Source organism: Mesorhizobium sp. C372A (assembly GCF_030323245.1).
GTDB lineage: Bacteria > Pseudomonadota > Alphaproteobacteria > Rhizobiales > Rhizobiaceae > Mesorhizobium.
In genome coordinates this window covers 4,514,564-4,532,714 of the sequence record NZ_CP100475.1, presented here as the reverse complement: position 1 = coordinate 4,532,714, position 18,151 = coordinate 4,514,564, and the positions used below count along the sequence as shown (strand labels likewise).

At 61.7% G+C, this 18,151-nt stretch carries 12 protein-coding genes and 1 tRNA gene; 7 read left to right on the top strand and 6 right to left on the bottom strand.

Annotated elements, in window-relative coordinates; translation table 11 throughout:
* Positions 1-240: 240 nt before the first annotated feature.
* Together NLY42_RS21715 and NLY42_RS21710 are read left to right on the top strand one after the other, a co-directional pair.
* Entirely contained in the window at positions 241-2,013 is a 1,773-nt protein-coding gene (locus tag NLY42_RS21715) for an adenylate/guanylate cyclase domain-containing protein (RefSeq protein ID WP_023726586.1), read from the top strand.
* 129 nt (positions 2,014-2,142) lie between these two features.
* Entirely contained in the window at positions 2,143-6,465 is a 4,323-nt protein-coding gene (locus NLY42_RS21710; RefSeq protein ID WP_023748793.1) for a cytochrome P450, read from the top strand.
* 7 nt (positions 6,466-6,472) lie between these two features.
* Here the strand turns inward: NLY42_RS21710 and NLY42_RS21705 are convergent, their stop codons facing one another.
* Positions 6,473-7,159, bottom strand: coding sequence for a Crp/Fnr family transcriptional regulator (locus NLY42_RS21705; protein WP_023668987.1), 687 nt, complete (start codon positions 7,157-7,159; stop codon positions 6,473-6,475).
* 508 nt (positions 7,160-7,667) lie between these two features.
* Here NLY42_RS21705 and NLY42_RS21700 point away from each other — a divergent pair.
* Both NLY42_RS21700 and NLY42_RS21695 read left to right on the top strand, forming a co-directional pair.
* The gene (locus NLY42_RS21700; protein ID WP_286488727.1) at positions 7,668-9,932 is read left to right on the top strand and encodes a DNA/RNA non-specific endonuclease; all 2,265 of its coding nucleotides are present in this window, start codon (positions 7,668-7,670) and stop codon (positions 9,930-9,932) included.
* 16 nt (positions 9,933-9,948) lie between these two features.
* Positions 9,949-10,932, top strand: coding sequence for a trypsin-like peptidase domain-containing protein (locus NLY42_RS21695; protein WP_023755269.1), 984 nt, complete (start codon positions 9,949-9,951; stop codon positions 10,930-10,932).
* A 115-nt stretch (positions 10,933-11,047) separates the two neighbouring features.
* Here the strand turns inward: NLY42_RS21695 and NLY42_RS21690 are convergent, their stop codons facing one another.
* A complete protein-coding gene (locus tag NLY42_RS21690) occupies positions 11,048-11,578 on the bottom strand; it encodes a hypothetical protein (protein ID WP_155923874.1) in 531 nt (176 codons plus the stop codon).
* Between NLY42_RS21690 and NLY42_RS21685 the strand changes: the two genes are divergently transcribed.
* The 3 genes from NLY42_RS21685 (at position 11,570) to NLY42_RS21675 (ending at position 15,452) form a co-directional block, all read left to right on the top strand.
* Entirely contained in the window at positions 11,570-12,367 is a 798-nt protein-coding gene (locus NLY42_RS21685) for a hypothetical protein (protein ID WP_155923873.1), read from the top strand. The two genes, NLY42_RS21690 and NLY42_RS21685, sit on opposite strands and share 9 nt — an antisense overlap.
* Complete coding sequence (locus tag NLY42_RS21680) at positions 12,364-15,066, top strand: DNA/RNA non-specific endonuclease (protein ID WP_023755267.1); 2,703 nt, start codon at positions 12,364-12,366, stop codon at positions 15,064-15,066. Before NLY42_RS21685 ends, NLY42_RS21680 begins: the two co-directional genes overlap by 4 nt.
* A 113-nt stretch (positions 15,067-15,179) precedes the next feature.
* Positions 15,180-15,452, top strand: coding sequence for a hypothetical protein (locus NLY42_RS21675; RefSeq protein WP_023730577.1), 273 nt, complete (start codon positions 15,180-15,182; stop codon positions 15,450-15,452).
* A gap of 241 nt (positions 15,453-15,693) precedes the next feature.
* Here NLY42_RS21675 and NLY42_RS21670 read toward each other — a convergent pair whose 3' ends face one another.
* From NLY42_RS21670 to NLY42_RS21655, 4 genes are all read right to left on the bottom strand, one after another.
* On the bottom strand, positions 15,694-15,903 hold the full coding sequence (locus NLY42_RS21670) for a hypothetical protein (protein WP_023755266.1): 210 nt from the start codon (positions 15,901-15,903) through the stop codon (positions 15,694-15,696).
* Complete coding sequence (locus tag NLY42_RS21665) at positions 15,900-16,652, bottom strand: hypothetical protein (protein ID WP_023755265.1); 753 nt, start codon at positions 16,650-16,652, stop codon at positions 15,900-15,902. The genes NLY42_RS21670 and NLY42_RS21665 overlap by 4 nt, the downstream gene beginning before the upstream one ends.
* 470 nt (positions 16,653-17,122) lie before the next feature.
* Positions 17,123-17,197 (bottom strand) — tRNA-Val (locus NLY42_RS21660).
* Positions 17,198-17,325: 128 nt separating this feature from the next.
* Positions 17,326-18,009 carry a phosphoglycolate phosphatase gene (locus NLY42_RS21655; protein WP_023691328.1) on the bottom strand — a complete coding sequence of 228 codons (684 nt, stop codon included), beginning with the start codon at positions 18,007-18,009 and terminating at the stop codon, positions 17,326-17,328.
* Positions 18,010-18,151: the final 142 nt, after the last annotated feature.

The following is an 18,151-nucleotide window of genomic DNA, read 5'->3' as shown; positions in this document are numbered from 1 at the left end:
GACGGCACGCCCATATTTGCGCCAACGGCCGGCCAACCATGAGTGCTGCCACGGCCCGCGCTGGACAACCCGATGGTGGTAGAGCTTTGCCAAAGACCCTGCTAGACTTCTGGTCCTGGCGGGGTGGCATGGCGCGCCAACCCCGCCGGAATCTTCATCTCTCAGCGCGCGGCGAAGTGTTTCAGGAACGGGTCGTCGCCTGTGCTGGACCAGAACCAGAAAGGGAGCGGGGGCTCGAACATGGCTGTACGGAACTACACCCGTCAGCTGGCGACAATCATTTCTATCGATGCCGTCGGGTTCTCGAGGCTGATGGGCATCGACGACGAGTCTGCTGTCGCGGCATTCGAGGAACGGCGCGACATCATCGCCGACAGCTGTGGCACATTTGGCGGCCGCACGTTCGGCGACGCCGGCGACAGCATCATGGCCGAGTTCGGCAATCCGATCGAGGCGTTGCGCGCAGCCTTTGATTTCCAGGGCCGCATCGTCGCCCTCAACGCCGAGGTTGCCGACGATATGCGCATGCCGTTTCGCGCCGGCATCAACACCGGCGACGTCATCGTGCGTGGTGGCCGCCTCTACGGCGACGACGTCAACATCGCGGCGAGAATCCAGGAATTCGCGCCGGGCAACGGTCTCGCCGTTTCGGAGACGACCTGGCACCATGTGAAGGACAAGACGGCGGCCGATTTCACCGATCTCGGCGAATTCATGCTGAAGAACATCGCCTTGCCGGTGCGCGTTCTGATCGCCGGCCGCAGCGGCAACGGATCCTCGCCGGCGGCGTCGTTCGCGGCCATTCCCCAGGCCAATGCGCAGCAGAAGCTGTCATCCAAGGGGCCGCCGGCGATCGCCGTCCTGCCCTTCCACGCCGATGGCGGCGAGCATGACATCGGCTACATGGCCGACGGCATCGCCGAGGACATCATCTATGGTCTATCCAACACCAGATGGCTCTCGGTCATCGCCAAGGGCTCCAGCTTCCAGTTCCGCGACGACACGCTGGGCACGCGGGTGATCGGCAACGCGCTCGGCGCGCGCTACATCGTCAGCGGCACGCTGATGCGCAATGGTGGTCAGATCCGCCTCAACACCTCGCTGGCCGACGCGTCCAACGGGCGGCTGGTGTGGTCGCAGCGCTTCGATCGCGATCTGGTCGACATCTTCAACCTGCGCGACCAGATCGGCGCTGAGATCGTTTCGATCCTCGACAAGGAGGTCGACCGGGCGGAACAGGCACGCACCTTCCAGGTTCCCTGGGAAAGCCTGGAGACCTGGCAACTGGTGCGACGGGGCCGCTGGCACATGAACCGGCGCACCCGCGGCGACACCGAAACCGCACTCGAGTTCTTCCAGAAGGCCTACCGCGAGGACGCCAACTCGAGCGCCGTGCTCAACGAACTGGCGTGGTGGTATTTCTGGCGGGCATGGCTGCGTTTCGGCGACAGCGACGATTTGAACAAGGTCGAGCAGTTTGCCCGCAAGGCGTTGCTGGTGGACAGCCTGGATGCGCGCCCGCACGCCCATCTCGGCGCCGTCGACATCATGCGCGGCGAACCGCGGTCGGCCGTCGACCATCTCGAGGAAGCGATCCACATCAATCCGAGCTTTGCCTTCGCGCGCTCGGCCATGGGCAGCGCCCAGCTGCTGCTCGGCAATGCCGCGACCGCGATACCGTTCTTTCTCGATACCGAGCGATTGAGCCCGTTCGACCTCTACCGCTTCCACAATCTGGGGGAACTGACGGCGGCCTATTGTTTGGTCGAGAACTGGCCGGCGGCGATCGCTGCCGCTGACCGCTCGCTCAACCTGTCTCCCGGCTATTTCTATTCCAGGTTCCTGAAGATCGGCGCGCTGATGCGAAGCGGCCGGCCGGAACAGGCGCGGCGCGAGATGACCATTTTCACCACCCGGCATCCCGATTTTTCAGAACAGCGTGTGCGCTGGATACCGTTCACCGACAAGGCCGCGAACGAGATCCTCGTCGCCAATTTCCGACTGGCCAAATGAACATGGCGTCAATGCTGGCTGGAACATGGACCAACTGTGAAAAGATTCACATACGTGCAACCGATGCAAACCTAGGCGTTGAACGGCCGGCATCGCAATAACGTGGATAGCCGGGGGGCTTGAACGCGCATGACCGAACTGAAGTATTTCGACGCTATTCGCGCGGCCCAGAAAAACCAGCGCCCGCTGTCGGAAATGCCGCCCTTCGATCTCGGCCGGATCCGGAAGACAGGGCTGATTGCGCGCATCGTCGGGTCTCTGGCCGAAGACCCCCGCTGGGCGCTTTCCTTGTTGCGGCGTTTCCGGCCGACCGGCAAGCTCTTCGGTGTTCTCGTGGTCACCAAGAACGCCGATGTCCGCGACATATTGGAGCGCGGCGACGAATTCCAGACCCCATACGGCCCGGAAATGACCGAGCTTGCCCGGGGATCCAACTTCATCCTCGGCATGCAGGACGGCGCCGACTACCGGCGCATGAAATCGTCGGTGCTGAGTGCATTCCCGCCGGCCGAGGTCGAAGCCGCCGTCAGGCCGATCGCGGCGCGTCATTCGCAAGAGATCATGATGCGCGCTAGCCCCGGCTTCGATGCGATCTCCAGGTTGATGAAGATCGTCCCGGTGCACATCTGTCGAGATTATTTCGGCGTCGAGATCGACGATGAATCCGAATTCGCCGACTGGGCGATCGCGCTGAGTGCGCTGTTCTTTTCGGACCCGACGGCGAGCCCCGTCATGCGCGAACTCGCAGTGGTGGCGGGCGACCGTCTTCTCAAAGTCATCGATCGCTCCATCCAGTCGGCCAGGGACCGGGGCTTGAAGGCCGAGCAACCGCTGGCGAGGCTGGTTGTCCAGATGGATCAGGGCCGCCTGTCGCGGGACGACCTCAATTCGATCATGCTGGGCATGATCGCCGGCTTCGTCCCGACCAATGTGTTGGCCGCCGGCAATTGCCTCGACGTGATCCTGTCGCGGCCCGACGCACGGCAGGCTATCGATGCCGCATTGGCCGAAAACGATACCGCCAAGCTCGACAGGGCCGTCCTTGAAGCCATGCGCTTCAAGCCGATCTGGGTCGGCCCCTGGCGCTACACGGCCCGCGACGCGATCATCGGCAAGGGTACGCGCCGCGAGCGCCTGGTGAAGGCCGGCACGGTGGTGATGCCGGCGACGCTGTCGGCGATGTTCGATGCCGACGCCGTGCAGAACCCGGACCAGTTCGACACATCGCGCCCGCATCGCGACTACATGGTGTTCGGCCACGGCATTCATCAGTGCATCGGCGCCGAGATCGCCAGGATCCAGATCGGCGAAAGCCTGCGCGCCCTGTTCCAGAAGCAGGGCGTGCGCCGCATGCCCGGCAAGGCCGGGCGCATGACCCGCATCGGCGCCTATCCCGAAACCCTCAAGGTCGATTTCGAACGGGCAGAACTCTGCCGCACCGTAACGCAGTCTATGGTGACGGTGGTCTGCCCGGTCACCCGGTCCGCGTCGCTGGATGCTGTCCGCGACAAGGTTGCCAGCCTCGGCAACCCGGCCGTCGAAGAGATCCGCACCGCGCTCGACATTGCCGGCACCGTCCACTTCACCAGCCTGACCGTGGTCGGCACCGGCGAGATCGGCGCTGATTCCGGTCAGGAAAAAGGAGCTCTGGTTCTCGAGATTTCCGGTGACGGCAGCATCGACGATGTCATCGATGCGGTCACGCACGCCATCGGGCACCGGCTGCGGCCGATCTTCAAGGATGTCTGCGATCTGCGCGATGGCGGCGCATTGAACGATTTCCTGCGCAAGCACAATGTCGACATATCGCCGTCCTTCGGCAGCAATGCCGGACTGGTGTTTTCGGGCACGCCGGGGCACTCGGTCCAGCGTATCAAGGCCGAGCAGCAGCTTTTCGAAGCCGTGCGCGACATCGTCGAGCGGCCACGCAAAGGGGCCGGCAACGCTCCTGCCGTGCTCGCTGAAGTTCGCCAGCGTGTCCAGTCATTAGGGACGTTTGCCTGGGCGTTCGAGCCGGCCGAAAGCCTGCTCGAAAAGCCGCCGGGTCATTGGGGCCGTGCCCTGATGACGACGTTGCTGGTACCACCGGTCTTCGTCACGGTGGCGATCATCTGGGCTGCTTGCTGGTACATGACCTACAGTGTGGTGTTCGGCAGATCTATCGACATCAGTTCCCAGGAAATCTCCTTCACCGCCATAGCGGTAGCAATCACCTCACTTCTGTTGTCGGGACTTGGAGTGTTGGTGGCAGCGGCGCTGCTGGCGTTTTCGTGCTTGCTGGCGCTGCGACGCCGCGAGGACAGGGATCGGCCGGAAAGCACATCGATCGGCATATCTGAATTGAACGCGATACTCGTCAAGGAGGGCCACGCGGCACAAAACCATCTGACTGCGATTTCGACGATGAAGGCCGGCATTCTGCGGCGGCTGGCGCTCAGGTTTTCTTTCTACCTGATCTCGATAGCTGCCCAGAAGGTATTCAAGCCAGGCTTCCTCAACACCATCAACACCATCCATTTCGCCCGCTGGATACTGCTGCCCGGCTCCAACCGATTGATGTTCTTCTCCAACTACGGCGGCAGCTGGGAAAGCTATCTTGAGGACTTCATCGCCAAGGCGTCCGCTGGCCTGACCGGCGTGTGGAGCAACACCGTGGGCTATCCACGCACACGATGGCTGTTCCTGGACGGCGCGCGCGACGGCGATCGTTTCAAGCGCTGGGCGCGGCGCCAGCAGGTGCCGACCCTGTTCTGGTACTCCGCCTATCCGCAAATCAACACAGAGCGCATCCGGATCAATTCCCGGGTCAGGCGCGGCATTGCTTCCGCCGTCGGCAACGAGGCGCGCGACTGGCTGAGCTTGTTCGGTTCGCTACGGCGCCCGGCGAGCGAAACAACCACCGTTCAAAAGACCACTTCGCTGCTGGCCAATATCAGCTCTGCCTTTCCGGCGCCTCTCGAACAGCAGCTGGAAACCGGCGAGATCCAGTCCATCTTCTTCGGCCCGCTCGGCCCGCTCGCTTATTCGCATATGCTTGCGATCCGGGTGCCGGACAAGTTGCCGGCGCCCAAGCGCAGAGCCTGGCTCGATTTCGTTGTCGAGCAGACGAGTTTCGGCGAAGGCAGGCCCGCCGGGCGCGCTATGATAGTCGCCTTTGGTCCCGGTGGCCTGCGGCAGTTTGGGCTCGACGAGGGTGTGGAGGGCGATCCACTGGAAACATTTCCGATCGCCTTTCGCCATGGCATGGGCAACCCCGAGCGTGGGCGCATACTGGACGACCGAGGCCGCGACGGCCCGGACGAATGGGAGTGGGGGTCGCTGGAGAACCCTGTGGACCTGGTCATCGTCTGCTATGCTGAAGACCCGGGACGGTTGAAGACCGAGATTGCCACCGTGAGACGAAAGACGACCGGTGCAGGCATGAAGGTCGTTGCCGAACTGCCGCTCGCCGTAAACCGGGGTCCGACCGACACGAAGACGAAATCGTCCGACGGGGCAAAGCGTGACGATCGGTCGGAACGTGGGCCAGCCTACGAGCATTTCGGTTTCGCGGACGGGATTTCGCAGCCGATTGTCCGGGGCACGACCCGCGCCAGCAGGGGCGCCGCGCCCATGCATCTGGTCGCGCCCGGCGAGTTCCTGTTCGGCTATCGTGATGAGCATGGGTTCTATCCAGCCTCGCCCTCGGTAAGCGCATCACGCGATCGGACTGGAATCCTTTCGCAGGTGCGCCGTAGCCGGCTGATTCCGGGCCTGCCGCCACCGCCGCGCGATTTCGGGCGCAACGGTTCATTCCTGGTTATTCGCCAGTTCGAGCAGCACGTCGACGTCTTCAACAACTACTGCAAAAAGGCTGCAGCCTTGGTCGCGAGCCAACTCGGCAACCAAGCCATCACGCAAGACTGGATTGCCGCCAAGATGCTCGGCCGCTGGCAGAACGGTAGCTCGCTGGTGCGCAACCCCGATCATCCGGGACGCGTCATCGACAACAACTTCGCCGCTGGCGCCGAGGATCCGCAAGGCCATCGCTGCCCGCTTGGTGCCCACATTCGCCGTTCCAACCCACGCGACTCGCTGGGTGAGGACCGCGATACGCAGATCAATATCGGCAAGCGCCATCGTATCCTGCGGGTCGGCCGCACCTATCAGAAGCAGGACGGCAAGAATGGCAAGGTCGAAAAGGGGCTGCTGTTCATGTGCCTCAACGCCGACATAGAGCGCCAGTACGAATTCATTCAGCAGACCTGGGTTTCGTCGGCCACGTTCCAGGGCCTCGTCGCTGAAAAGGACCCGACGATTGGTTCGCGCGGCGGCGATGGCAGGTTCACCATTCCGTCATGGGAAAAGGTCACGACGCTCCGTGACATGCCGCAATTCGTCACCACCAAGGGGGGTGGATATTTCTTCATGCCCAGCCGCTCGGCGCTGCGCTACCTGATTTCGCGGCTCTGATTCGGCGTCAGTCGTCGTCCTGCGACTCGGCGATGTGGCGCAGTGCCCCGGTGTCGGTGATGCGCAGGCCGCCGCGTTTGATGGCAATGAACGAGCGGTTGCGCCAGTCGTTGAGCGTCTTGTTGACGGACTCGCGCGTGGCGCCGAGGAACTCTCCGAGTTCCGATTGCGAGATCGGGATCCAGCCGGCGCTGTCGGCCATCACCTTGGCCAGGAAGACCAGGCGTTTGGCGAGCCTCGCCTCGATGCCGAAGAAGGCCTGGTCGCCGAGTTCGCCGCTGACCCAGCGCAGCCGGGCGCACAGAAGTTCGATCATCGCGCGTGCCAGCGGTGGATTTCTCTCAATGCGATCAAAGAGTTGTGTCCTGCTGAGCGAAACCAGCTCGCAAGCGGTCAGGCAGATGGCGGTGGCGGTGCGTGGCCGCCCGTCAAGCGCGCCGATCTCGCCGACGAGGCTGCGCGACAGCTCGATATTGGCCACCAGCTTCTGCCCGCCAGGCGAATAGATCGAGATTTCCACCGTGCCGCTCATCACCCCGTAGATCCGGTCGGCGGCATCTTCCTGGACGAACAGATGCTGGCCGGCGGCGTAGCGCTCGACCTTGCAGCCGCTGAACAGGATATCGAACAGCTTTGGATCGATGCGTGCCAGGCGCGGCAGATCGTTTCTGTCGTTAGGGCCGCCAAAAGCCATGTTCCAAATTCCCAATTGCCGCAATCGGCGAAGTTTAAGGGCCGAAGTCTAAGGCAAGAGTGCACCGCGTCAAAGGCCGGCGTTCATCCCTTGCGATTACGCCTTGTAAAGGCGTGGCGCAGTGGTCGCGCCCAGTGCCTGGCTCGTGCCGGGCGGAAAGCCGCCTGCACGCGCGGCGGGAGGAGCCGCGCGTGCAGGCGCCAACTGATAAAAATGGATAGGTGATAAAATTTCTGTAAAACCGAGCGGCCGCAATGGCCCTTCCACCCGTTGCGATAGGTGGGGGCAAACAGCGTGAGCGTCTGTGACGGAGATCACATACGGCATCGCTGAAATAATGCGAGCGTCATACATCGCGCGAGCGACTGCCGCAAAGAGACATGCCGACGTTGCGCTGCGGTCATCTTCGACGCGAGTTGATTTGTTTCCTTGCCTGCCAGTCAGAATTGCACCAGTCTAAAATGGGGCAATACAGTTCTTTACTTCGACAGAACGTTAGAGGGCTACTATGCCGGTCAGCAGAGAGCAGCGAATCCGTCGATATCTCGATCTCGTCACCGGGGGCGAGGGGACTGAATCGGTCCTCGGCAACATGGAGACGATGGCAGGCGGCGGACTGGAATCCCTTGCGCCTGCGGAAGCCGGCAAGACGGAGGCGGCGTTTGAATCGGCGCGCGCTGGCATGGAGAGCCTCGCGCGGGGCGCCGAAGTCGCGCCCGAGCAGCTTTCCGATCTGGAAGCCATAATCATCCCGGAGTTGCGGCCGGTCTATGACATCAAGGATGGCACCTTTACGACGCTGACTTTCGACGGCGCTCCGACACCTGGCCATTCGCTGTGGACGAAGCTTACCAGCGAGGCCGCATTGAAGCAGCGCATCGAAGCCGCCCTGCCGGCGATCGGGCGTATCGAACTGTTGTGGAACACCAATATCCCTTACGGCGGCACGGGCTTCGTCGTCGGCCGCAACCTGCTGATGACCAACCGTCATGTGGCGCAGATATTTGCGGACGGCCTTGGCGACCGCAATGTGCAATTCATCAACGGCCGCGCCGCCGGCATCGACTTCAAGCGCGATTCGGCGGCGGGAAACGTCTTCAAGATCCGCAATGTCCGGATGATCCATCCCTATTGGGACATGGCGATCCTCGAAGTCGAAGGCCTGCCCGACAACATCACGCCGCTGTCGCTCGCGGTCGCCGACGCGCGCGATATGCTGCGCCAGGAAGTCGTCGCCATCGGCTATCCCGCGTTCGACAATCGCAACGCGGTCGATGTCCAGAACGAGCTCATGCGCAATCGTTTCCAGGTCAAGCGCCTGCAACCGGGCATGCTGCAGGGCGGCTTCGATACGGAGAGTTTCGGTAAGATCGTCAGCGCGGCGACACATGATTGCTCGACCACTGGCGGCAACTCCGGCACCGCCATGATCAACCTCGCCACCGGCGAGGTCGTGGCGCTGCATTTTGCCGGCCGCTATCTCGAGCGCAACTACGCCGTGCCCACCGGCGCGCTCGCCAAGGACCAGCGTGTCGTCGACCTCGGCCTCAATTTCGCCGGCGCCGCCAGCGGCGGCCCCAACGATTGGGGCGCATGGTGGAACAAGGCGGACAGTGGGTCGCCGGCCGAGGGCGTAAACCTGGTTGAAGTCGGCGGCGCCCAGCAGATCCCGGGCGTCGCCACCCAGACGCCTCCATCCGGAGGCGTCGTCGTTTCGCCGGGCGGCAGCGTCACCTTCGAAGTGCCGTTGCGCATCACCGTCTCGCTCGGCGCAACGCCTGGCCATGAAGCGGTCACGGAATCGGTCGAACTGGAAGCGGCCAAGCCGACCCCTCCAGGCGGCGCATTCGTTCCCAAAACGGTCGCGGACTATGCCGGCTATAAGGGCTACGACGAAAAATTCCTGTCCGGCGGCACTAAACTCGCGCCCGTCGTGGTGCCGATGCCGGAGGCCACCGACCTGTCCGTGCTGGCGCAGCTCAAGGCAGGGGGCACGCGGCTAGATTACCAGAATTTTTCACTCAAGATGCACGCCAAGCGGCGGCTGGCGCTGTTCACCGCCTCCAACGTCACCGAGGAGAGCAATCTGCGCGAGCCGGAAAAGGGCCGCAACTATTCGCGTGGCGGCCTGTTCAGCGAGCGCTGGTTCCCGGATCTGCGGCTCGACGACAAGTATCAGATCCCCGATGTCTTCTACACCCAGGATCAGGGCGCCTTCGACAAGGGCCATATCGTCAGGCGCGATGACGTGGCCTGGGGCAGCACCTTCGAGCTGCTGCTCAGGGGCAATGTCTGCTCCTTCCATGTCACCAACTGCTCGCCCCAGGTCGAAGGCTACAACCGCTCCGACAGCGGCGAGAAGAACTGGGGCGATCTTGAGAACCACGTCCTGTCGGAGGCGGCGAGCGAGCGGCTTTGCGTCTTCGCCGGGCCGGTCCTCGCCGAAGACGACCGGACCTTTGCCGGCAAGGGTCCCAAAGGCACCAGTCTTCGCGCGCTAGTGCCGCGCCGCTTCTGGAAGGTGGTGGTCGCCCGCGTCAGTGACGGCATCGCCAGCTACGGCTTCGTGCTCGAACAGGATCTGTCGGACACGCAGCTTGAGTTTGCCGTCTCCGACGAGTTCATCGGCGCCATGTACCCGCTGACCGAAATCTCCGAAATGACCGGCGTCAGCTTCGACCAGTCGCTGGTCGATGCCGACCAGTACGAAACGGTTCGCGGCACCGAAATTGCCATGCGGGCGGGATCACGCAAGCGGAAGAAGAAGGCTTAGGGTCGGAGGGAATCCCATGACCGAATGGACGCAATCCGAACTGAACAGTCTCAACCGCATCCTCGCCAACCTTTACCCGATGATCGGCGACGGCGTGCGTGTTGCCAAAGGTGTCGGTCTTTCGACGGCCCAGATCGCCTTTGACAACAAGGCGATCAACAACTGGTTTGCGATTGTCCAGCGCGCAAAGCAGGAGACCAGGGCCGACGACCTCGTCGCCTTTGCACTCGATGAGAATCCCGGCGACCAGGCACTGCTGCAGGCAAAGCAGCACGCCCCGCCGCCGCCGGTCGAAGGCCCCGCGACCGCCAATTGGAGCGGCGCGACGGCGCCGGCCCAGCTCGAAAAAATCCTTGGCGACAAGAGCACGCTGGTGCCGATCAGCTATCTCGAACTCGGCCTTGTCAGGGCAAGATCGGTGGTGCGCATCAAGCGTGCGGATGGCAGCTCCGGCACCGGCTTCATGACCACCGGCGGGATACTGATCACCAACAACCATGTCTTGCCTGACGGCGCTTCATTGGCGGGCACGGTGGTCCAGTTCAACTATCAGCGCACCGTTGCCGGGCTCGACGCGCCGCTCGACCAGTTCGACATCGACACCGCCGTGCCTCTTCGTACCTCCAAGGACAATGATTGGTCCGCCGTCCGCATCAAGGGCGATGCCTCCAAATGGGGCGAGTTGGAATTGAAAACCATGACCGTCAAGGCCGGCGATCATGTCAACATCATCCAGCATCCCGGCGGTGCGCAGAAACAGATTTCGTTCGTCGCCAATGTCGTGGCCTTCGTCGGCGGCGGCCGCGTCCAGTATCTGACCGACACACTGCCGGGTTCGTCGGGCTCGCCGGTCTTCGACACCGACTGGAACCTGATTGCGCTGCATCACAGCGGAGGCTGGCTCACCGAGCCCAACGCGCCTGCCAAAAGCACATATTATCGCAACGAAGGCATCGCGATCGACACCATCATCCAAGACCTCGCGGCAAAGCCTGTGTAGATGGTGAGCTATGCAGACCGATGGCGCAGCTCGATGCGCGGCGATTTGGGACTACGGCATGTAAATTTTTTCGGATGTGACGGTTTATAACGCCACACACCAAACACCAGGGAGTTCAGAGATCAGCGCCTATTTCGACCTCAGGCTTCAACTGGCTGATCTCTACCCATTGCCTCCCGATTGGTTGCAGGTAACCAAGGACGCTGGGATCGTCGCTGGCGCCATCAACTTCCAGGGCGCGGCGCTCACAGTCTGGTTCAACATCCTCGACTATGCCTTGACCAACAAGCTGTCGCAGCCGCTGATAGACACTGTCGTTCAGCAAAATCCGCAATGCGCCGCAATATGCAAAGCCTATCTGGATGAACTTGCCGCGGGCGAGAAACCGACGCCCGAACTGCCGGGCCTGACCACCGATGACCGCGTCAACACGGCCGTTGCCGGCTTCGATGCCGTCAACCAGCAGCCAAAGGACATTCAGGCCGTACTCGCCGCCGGCGATGGGCTCACCGCCGTCACCAGCCAGATCGATGTTCTTGCGACCTACAAGAACTTGCATGATGGCCTGCAGAGCTTTCAATATGGCATCGGCAGCTTCCAGACCCTGATGATCGCCGGGCGAGACATGGGCGCTGATTTGAATCAAGTCCGCGTCCTGCGCAAATTCCTCAACCAGTTGAGGCTCTTCTGCGCATCCGCCGGCGACAAGGTCACTGTATTGCCCCCTGGGCCGGCGCTTCGCGACATCGAGCAGGCATGGCTCGACGACCTCGGGCAGGCTGCGGCGAAACTGCAGGGCGCAATCCCCAACACATCGGCCGACGCCTACGATGCCTTGCTGGATGTGCGCACCGTGCTGCGCGTCGTACCCTCGCGGCTGAACCAGCAGATATTCGTCACCGCAAAGAACTTGCCTTTCGGCATCCTGGCCGCGGGGCTCGAAACAATAGCCGGCAAACTTCCAGCCGGCGAGCCTTCCGTGCCTGCGATAAAGGCCGCGCATGACGCGATCAAGGTACTGTCTTCGACCATCTATGCCCGCGTAGTCGAGCACAAGCTCTGGCAGGACATCGACAACAAACTGGCCAACCTCACCGATCTGATCGAACCGGTGGAAGGGGGGGCGGCGGCGGACAAGTCGCTGCCTTTCCAGTTTTCGCCGCTGTGGCGAAATCTGGAAGTGAAGGTCCAGGTTCTCGCCGATCTCGACCCGAACGGAAAATGGCGAACCACGCTCGCCGGCTACTCCACCGACGTCAACGACGAGCTGGCGCGCGAGACCGTCGACCCCGCCTTCATCCTTGCCTTCGAAGCCTATCGGGATGAGGCCCAGCAGCGCTTCGTCCAGGTCGATCTGGCGCTCAAAACCGAATGTGCCTCGATCGTCCGCGTCAGCACGCCTTTGCACAGGATCATTGAGGAGCTAGGGCCATGAGCGATGAACCGGCGACCGACGCTCAGACCGCAACCTCGGCTGATGCGGATTTCGACTCGCTGAGCGACATCCGGGTCGCGCATCTCGAACTGATGCGGATCGCCAGCAGCAATGAAGCCGTCGACCCCTCGATGAAGCGCAGCGACAAGGCCGGCGCCGAGACGACGGACGCTGATGCCGACAACGCGATTCCGGATGCACAAACCATCCGCGACTTCCTCGCCCAGGCGCGGCGCGCGGGTAGTACTATCGAACGGGAATCCGACCGGCGCGCGGCGCAGCGTATACTCGACTATTGGTCTGCCGAACTGGTCACGCGTCCCGGCATCACCTCCGCCGATGTCAGCCCGGCGCGTCTAGCGCCCTTCGCAGGCAGTGGCGGCCTCGAAACAGCCGAGCCAATTGCCGTCGCGGTCGACTCCGAATCCGCATCGCGTGAAATCACCGATTCGGGGGACATTGCCATCGCCGTTCCCGAACCGGTTGCCGTCGTGACCAAGGACAGTGCCGTATCCGGCGACGGCTTCGCATCCGACGACGAACTGAGTTCGGACGAGCTGATCGAGCGCTTTCGCATCCGCGTTGCCGCGCAGGCCCGGCAGTGGAAGAACACCGGCTATGCCGGCTATCTCCTGCGCGGCGAAGCGCTGAAGGAGGCGTCGGAGCTGTCGCAGGGCCCCGACATCGCCGAGTTCATCAAGGCGAGTGCCAAGGCGGAGACGGAGAGAAAATCGCGCGATCGTCGCAAGACACTGCTGACCTTGGTGTTCGCCGCGCTTGGGATAATACTCGCAGCAGTGACCTATTTCGCTTATGCCCAGAGAAACGAAGCTCTCAATGCGCGCTGGATTGCCGACAAGGCGCTGCTTCAAGCAGAGGAATCAGCGAACAGGCTCGCGACGCTCAACATAGCCCTTAGCGAGGCCCTTAAAGAGACAAAAAGTGCGCGCGAGCAGGCCGAGGCCGCGTTTGACGTCGCGCGGAAGAGTGTCGATGACGCCGCCAAAAGGCTCGCCGAGCAGCAAGCCATGCAGGGCACCCTGCGGTCGGCGACCGTGCTGGTGATCACACAGCTCAAACTTGAAAAAATGGCCATCGACGAGCTGACTCCCAGTCTGCGGCAGGCCGTGCTTGTGGAATTGGCTGATCAGGTCAGGAGCGGCGAGGTCGTTCTCGCCCAGTTGCCGGCACCGCTGCAGAGTGCACTCGAACCGCTGCTCGGCAAAGTTACCGACAACTTGCCCAGCGGCCTTACGGGATACAACATCGATTTTATCCAGGCCAAAATCGGATTTCCCAGGCTAACCGGCGATTTGGCGAGCGACGTCGGCCTGTCGGCGCCGCTGGCCTACTTCAACTATTCGTTGGTCATGGGCCGAAGTCACCGCATGGCCATCTATTCAGCGGTCAATCTGGACCGCTCGCAAAGAGTGAGCCTCCAGATCACCGGCAGCGGATTGCGGTACGATGTCCGCCAACCGACTTCAGTGCAGCCGGATCTCAACTGGTATCTTGGCCAAAATCGAAGCTGGCTGCCGGCGCGTTTGGCAAGCGCAAATGACATTGCGTGGGGTCCCGAATTCGCAGGTGATCCGGCCGCGGCAGCGCTCAAACTGGCGCAATATACCCGTATCTTGCCGAACACGATGCCGCAGGCGCGTGAATTCTATCGGCTCAGGTGGACGCGGCTCGAAAGCTGGGTGGGCACGCAACATAATCCACTGGCCAACCGGGTGATCATTTTCAGCGGTCCGGTCTTCCGGCCTGCGGACCAGCCGATCGGCGGCGTGCCGGCCCCTTACGCCTATTGGAAACTCGCCGTTTCTTCCGTCCCGGCTGCCGTTATGGGAGAGGTGAGGGAGCCCGAATTCGTCGTCGACGCGTTCTTCATTCCAGCCGACGCAATAGGCGAATTCGATCCCGAGCGATACCGGCTCCCGGTTGCCGAGCTTGAAAAGCGCACCAGTCTGAATTTCGGCACGCTCATCGAATGGACGGATTCAGTGAAGAACCCCGGCCCGGATGGAACCGCGGCAGACGCGTTGGCGGGCCGCGTCAAGCTGCTCGACAGCGCCGACGGCGCCAGCGATGCGCTGCGCGGTGAATTGATTGCCGTCCTCGGCAATCCGGACCTGCCGGCACCTGAACGGCGCAAGGTCGTGGCGGCTCTCGTCGAGATGGCCGGCCTCCGACACATGACCGGACTGACGCCTGCCGGGCGCAGCAACGTGCTTGAGACCTTGCTCAGCGTTCCGCCCGACCTGTGGAGCCGCCCGGATTGGCTGCCTGTGCTTGCCGCCGCGCGCCGCGCCGTCGCGGATCTCCATATGTCCGAGGTCGATGGGCATGCAATCATCGACGATCAGGACCGCGAAGCCCTCAACACGTTGAAGGACCGGCTGCATATCCAGCGGAGCCCGCAGACGGTTTACGTCCAGTTCGCCGGCATGACACGCGAGGACGCCCAGGCGCTCTCCGCCAAGATGCGGGCCTTGGGCTGGAATATTCCAAGCCCTGGTGAAGAACGGGTCGCCGCTGCGGCCGGCAAAAACGAGGTTCGCTACAATCCCGACAGCGACGCCGACCACCGCGCCGCCGAACTGCTGGCCGCCGACCTTACCGCTGCCGGCCAAGCGGTGACCATAAAGGCAGTCCCCGTTATCGGCGCCAACACGCTGGAGATCTGGATCAGCATATAGCAGCGGCAGAAAGCACGGGCTGCCGGAAGAAAATCTGGTTCGTCAAAAAGCCGTGATGCAGCGCTTCAAAATAGCGGCGATAATACGGGCCGGTTTCACTCCGGGGGTTTACCATGCGCACACGCCACGCCGTCATGCTTGCACTTGCAGCGCTTTCCATTCCTGCCGTCTCCATGCCGCTGCAGAAAGCCAGCGCGCTGGAGCCTGAAAAATACACGGTCTATTGCGCCAACGACCACATCGAGGTTTCGTTCTGGGATCTCGAGCAGATGAAGGTGCGCAACGGCTCCGATGTCTGCCAATTCCAGAGCTATACGAGCTACTCAAGCGCCTTGAATTTTGCCCAGAAGAATTTTGGTGGGGAAGGGGCGGACTGCAGCTGTTAGCTTTTGTTGGCGTGCGATTTGGGGCGCCGACACCGACTCCTGACTCATACCGGATAAGGCTGCGTCAATCGCATCCACAACTGGGGAATCAACCTTCGTTCAGCCTCCGTCTTTTCATCTCGCCGGCATTTCGCCGTTTTCTTAACCGTGCCAAGAGACTTCGGTCACCGCGCGATTGGCCTCCAATAATTACGCAAAAGCTCATTGCAGGTTGTCGGAGGGAGATCGATTTTTCCAAAAGTCACCGCCTCTGGTCCGAGCGAAGTTTGAATTTCCTCGGAGATGAGAAAGCGTTCGCGTCTGAGATACCTATGCTGGTGCCAAGGACAAGCGACTTCTTTTTTCCCTTCTCTGGAACAGTCAGCAGCTCAAGGTTCATGGTCCCATACGAAAACCCAAGATAAATCACCTGTTCGGCCTCTGCGATGAGGCCGTGAATTCTGGCCATCATCTCCTCGTTTCCACGCGTTCGGTGAAGGTTCGAATCTGTTTGGCAATCTCTAAAAGCTCGGTTGAATGTGGTTCGGCGCCGAATTTAACCTGGCCGTTTGGTTGCCACGGTAGCCTGCCGACCTGACCGTAGGGATGGATGACGGTCAGCTTGTTGACGGCTTTCTGCGCTTCCTGCTCCGAGATGAGCAGGTAGTTTTGTAAGGCCTTTTCCAAATAGAGTTCGATACACCGGTCGTAGTTGAAGGTGATAAAGCTCACATTGTCGAAAAGCGTGTCAGTGGCCTTCGCCTGGGCATTTTCCAAAAGCATTTTGACGAAGGTTGAATGCCAGCTCTCTTTGATTGAGTCGTAATTCAATTTGCCATCCCGATCTTTGTCGCCGCGAAGGCTAGAAGCCCGTTCGGCATCTAGGATGCAGACGGCAATCCCGAGTTTGCCCATGAAGACGATGTGTTCGTCATGGGAATGGGTGTGCATGAAGTTATCAATCGAAATAGCTTGCGGCATGGCGGCTTTGATGGCTCGGCCAGCGCGCCACCAAGGGTTAGAATCTCGTATTTCCAGCTTCTTGATATGCTCTTGGACAGCCCAATAAACAGCCAAATTTCCTTCTTTCGGATTGAACCCGTCCGGGAAGGTAAAGCCCAGCGCCTTGCCGATGCGCCCCTTAAGCGCATCTCCCATCGGCAAATCAACTTCTGCGCTGGCGCCAGCACCAACAATGAAGACAGTTTTCTTCTTAAACATGGTCACCCGAACCGCTTAGGCGCAATCGCCGCTCTCGGTGGCACCGGTTTAATAGGGTCAAAGGTTTTTGCCTAGGCAAGCGCCGGGTTTCTCGCAAGATTCAGACGAAGAGGCTCCGGCCTATCGTGAAGCTTACGGCACATTTGTGCTCGATGATGAGGTTAAACGGAGTAACCGAATGGGATACCGCCACCCAGATTGGTCATCGTCGGCCGGGCACGGCGGAGACATACATGCCGATGATCCGGCGTGCCTTAAGTGTGCCGCTAAGGCGCTCAATAAGCTGGTAGCGGCGGTAGCAAATGGGCTTCCCGCGTGGGCAAGCGGGACCACTATCCGGACCGGCTAACCGGTGGAACGGGTGGGGCCGGTATGACGCCATGCCGGAGGGTTTTCGGTTTGCGCGCCAATGACTGGCGCTCACTCGATGGCGGCTGAGTAAATTATCTAGGGATTCCAAGCAGATTGGATGGTGGGCGATGCAGGGATTGAACCTGCGACCCCACCCGTGTGAAGGGTGTGCTCTCCCGCTGAGCTAATCGCCCGCTCGTTGCCCGAAGGCCAAGCGAGCCGCGATATAAGGGAGGCAGGGTTGTGAAGTCAAGGCGATGCGCCCGCCTTCTGTGCCTGAAATAGGCGAGGGCAGGCGCTGCCGCGCAATCGCCCGTTTCGCTCAGCCGGCCGCAGCTGCAATCAGCCGTTCCGCCAGGTCGAGCGTCAGCGCGTCGAAATGCGAAATCACCGCCGACGGCTCGAATTCCCTGACATGGCGGTCGGTGTAGCCGAAATCGACGGCAACCACGGGAATGCCGGCGGCCTTGGCCGTGTCGATGTCGGTCTGCGAATCGCCGACCATCAGCGCATGGTGCGGGTCACCGCCGGCGAGCCTGATGGTTTCGGTGAGATGGCGCGGGTCGGGCTTGCGGAAGGCGAACGTGTCCTGGCCGGCGATCGCGGCGAAATGCTTTGTCAGGCCGAGCGCCTCGATCAGCGCTTTCGAATTCGCCTCATATTTGTTGGTGCAGATGGCAAGCAGGTAGCCGGCCTTCTCGAAGCGGGCGATCGCCTCGACCACGCCGGGGTAGGGGCGGGACTTGCCGGGGATGTTGAGTGTGTAGTGGTCGAGGAACACCTTCAGCAGCCTGTCGTGCTCCTCCACCGCCAGCGATTTCTGCTGCGCGGTATGCGCGCGCTCGATCATCACCCGTCCGCCCTGGCCGACAAAACGCCGGAAGCCGGCCTCGTCGACAGCGGCAAGCTCGCTGGCGGCAAGGCTGTGGTTGAGGCTGTCGAGCAGGTCCGGCGCCGTGTCGATCAGCGTCCCGTCGAGGTCGAACACGATGATCGGTTGGGTCATGGCCTGTCCTGTGGCTGATGCATTGCAGGCAGGCGATAGCGGCTGCGCTTCTTTCAGGCAAGCCGGTGCGAGCCAAAGTCTTTGACCCTGCGGGCAAAAGTGCTAGGAGCGCGCATCCAGAAAAATCAGAACCAAGCCAAAT